At 51.5% G+C, this 3,272-nt stretch carries 2 rRNA genes; both read left to right on the top strand.

The annotated features are described in order from the left end of the window. Nucleotides 1–153: 153 nt before the first annotated feature. Nucleotides 154–3,036: ribosomal RNA gene (locus HMPREF3036_RS00080) — 23S ribosomal RNA — on the top strand. 118 nt (nucleotides 3,037–3,154) lie between these two features. Beyond that, nucleotides 3,155–3,269 (top strand): 5S ribosomal RNA (gene rrf, locus HMPREF3036_RS00075). Nucleotides 3,270–3,272 lie beyond the last annotated feature (3 nt).

Below are 3,272 nucleotides of genomic sequence, written 5' to 3'. Positions count from 1 at the left end.
TGCCGTGATGAGATGGCAGTGGATGTTGACAGACGGGTTGTGATTGCATTCATTGATTCATTGAAGTTCTCAAGAACCGACATAATCAGAGAAATCAGCGTATACGTTATAGGTTGCTTGTGACTTTGAGGGCAAAAGGCCTCAGGGTTATAGGATCAAGCGACTAAGTGTATGTGGTGGATGCCTTGGCGATCACAGGCGATGAAGGACGTGACAGCCTGCGAAAAGCTGTGGGGAGCTGGCAAATAAGCTTTGATCCACAGATGTCCGAATGAGGGAACTCACCTGCTTTGCAGGTATCCCATCCTGAATATATAGGGATGGGAGGCGAACGAAGCGAACTGAAACATCTAAGTAGCTTCAGGAAAAGAAATCAACCGAGATTCCGAAAGTAGCGGCGAGCGAAATCGGATCAGCCCAGCACTCGATAGCAGCCAACTTACGGGAACGGTCTGGAAAGTCCGGCCATAGAGGGTGATAGCCCCTTACTGGAAAAGGCAGCTGTGGTACTAAGTGTGCGATAAGTAGAGCGGGACACGTGACATCCTGCTCGAAGATGGGGGGACCATCCTCCAAGGCTAAATACTCGTGATCGACCGATAGCGTACCAGTACTGTGAAGGAAAGGTTAAAAGAACCCCGGGAGGGGAGTGAAATAGATCCTGAAACCGCATACATACAAACAGTAGGAGCCTCGTTAAGGGGTGACTGCGTACCTTTTGCATAATGGGTCAGCGACTTACGTTTAATGGCGAGCTTAACCGTATAGGGGAGGCGCAGCGAAAGCGAGTTCGAACAGAGCGTTCAGTCGTTAGGCGTAGACCCGAAACCAGATGATCTATCCATGGCCAGGTTGAAGGTGTGGTAACACACACTGGAGGACCGAACCGACTAGTGTTGCAAAATTAGCGGATGAGCTGTGGATAGGGGTGAAAGGCTAAACAAATCTGGAGATAGCTGGTTCTCCCCGAAAACTATTGAGGTAGTGCCTCGTGTATGACTCCAGGGGGTAGAGCACTGTTATGGCTAGGGGGACATGGCGTCTTACCAAACCATGGCAAACTCCGAATACTTGGAAGTTTGAGCACGGGAGACAGAGCACCGGGTGCTAACGTCCGGACTCAAGAGGGAAACAACCCAGACCGCCGGCTAAGGTCCCTAATATTGACTAAGTGGAAAACGAAGTGGAAAGGCTAAGACAGTCAGGAAGTTGGCTTAGAAGCAGCCATCCTTCAAAGAAAGCGTAATAGCTCACTGATCGAGTCTTTCTGCGCGGAAGATGTAACGGGGCTAAGTCAATAACCGAAGCCGCGGATTCACACTTATGTGTGAGTGGTAGGGGAGCGTTCTGTAAGCCTGCGAAGGTGACTCGTAAGGGTTGCTGGAGGTATCAGAAGTGCGAATGCTGACATGAGTAACGTTAAAGCGGGTGAAAAGCCCGCTCGCCGTAAGCCCAAGGTTTCCTGCTCTACGTTCATCGGAGCAGGGTGAGTCGGCCCCTAAGGTGAGGCTGAGAAGCGTAACTGATGGGAACAAGGTTAATATTCCTTGACCACCGCTGAATGCGAAGGGGGGACGGAGTATTGAAGATCATCCGGGTGTTGGATATCCCGGTTTGCGAGCGTAGGAGGCTGACAGGCAAATCCGTCAGCGAATCTCCGAGGCAAAGCATCGAGCTCTCTTTTGAGCGAAGTGATTGGATGTGCTTCCAGGAAAAGCCTCTAAGCTCCAGTTCAGCGGGACCGTACCGCAAACCGACACTGGTGGGCGAGCTGAATATGCTCAGGCGCTTGAGAGAACTCAGGAGAAGGAACTCGGCAAATTGACACCGTAACTTCGGGATAAGGTGTGCCTTTGTAGCGTGGAGGGAGAAACACCCCGAGCGCGAAGAGGTCTCAGATAATCGGTGGCTGCGACTGTTTATTAAAAACACAGCACTCTGCAAAGACGAAAGTCGACGTATAGGGTGTGATGCCTGCCCGGTGCTGGAAGATTAATTGATGGGGTGCAAGCTCCTGATCGAAGTCCCAGTAAACGGCGGCCGTAACTATAACGGTCCTAAGGTAGCGAAATTCCTTGTCGGGCAAGTTCCGACCTGCACGAATGGCATAACGATGGCCACACTGTCTCCTCCTGAGACTCAGTGAAGTTGAAGTGTTTGTGATGATGCAATCTCCCCGCGGCTAGACGGAAAGACCCCATGAACCTTTACTGTAGCTTTGCATTGGACTTTGAACCGATCTGTGTAGGATAGGCGGGAGCCTGTGAAACCACAACGCCAGTTGTGGCGGAGGCGTCCTTGAAATACCGCCCTGATTTGTTTGAGGTTCTAACCTGGGACAGTCATCCTGTCCGGGGACCGTGCATGGTAGGCAGTTTGACTGGGGCGGTCTCCTCCTAAAGGGTAACGGAGGAGTGCGAAGGTACGCTAGGTACGGTCGGAAATCGTGCTGATAGTGCAATGGCAAAAGCGTGCTTGACTGCGAGACCCACAAGTCGAGCAGATACGAAAGTAGGTCATAGTGATCCGGTGGCTCTGTATGGAAGGGCCATCGCTCAACGGATAAAAGGTACTCTGGGGATAACAGGCTGATACCGCCCAAGAGTTCATATCGACGGCGGTGTTTGGCACCTCGATGTCGGCTCATCTCATCCTGGGGCTGTAGCCGGTCCCAAGGGTATGGCTGTTCGCCATTTAAAGAGGTACGTGAGCTGGGTTTAAAACGTCGTGAGACAGTTTTGTCCCTATCTGCCGTGGGCGCTGGAAGATTGACGGGGGCTGCTCCTAGTACGAGAGGACCGGAGTGGACTCACCTCTGGTGTACCGGTTGTCACGCCAGTGGCATCGCCGGGTAGCTATGTGGGGAAGAGATAACCGCTGAAAGCATCTAAGCGGGAAACTTGCCTGAAGATAAGTCTTCCTGGAGGCTAGACCTCCCTAAAGAGTCGTTCGAGACCAGGACGTTGATAGGATGGGTGTGTAAGTGCTGTGAGGCACTCAGCTAACCATTACTAATTGCTCGTGAAGCTTGATCCTATAACCGTGAAGCTTTTTTGACTGAATGTCGTCAAGAGAATTTCTGAGTCAATGAATCACAGCTCAGCTTTGTTTCTGACCAAGTAAAGAATTCGCTGCTCGCGCAGCAAAGCCTTTGCCTGATGACCATAGAGAGGTGGTCCCACTCCTTCCCATTCCGAACAGGACAGTGAAACACCTTATCGCCGATGATAGTTGGTTGTATTTCCAGTGAAAGTAGGACATCGTCAGGCTCA

The sequence above is a fragment of the Sutterella sp. KLE1602 genome (genome assembly GCF_001578585.1).
Lineage (GTDB): Bacteria > Pseudomonadota > Gammaproteobacteria > Burkholderiales > Burkholderiaceae_F > Sutterella > Sutterella wadsworthensis_A.
This window is presented reverse-complemented; position numbering and strand designations above follow the sequence as displayed.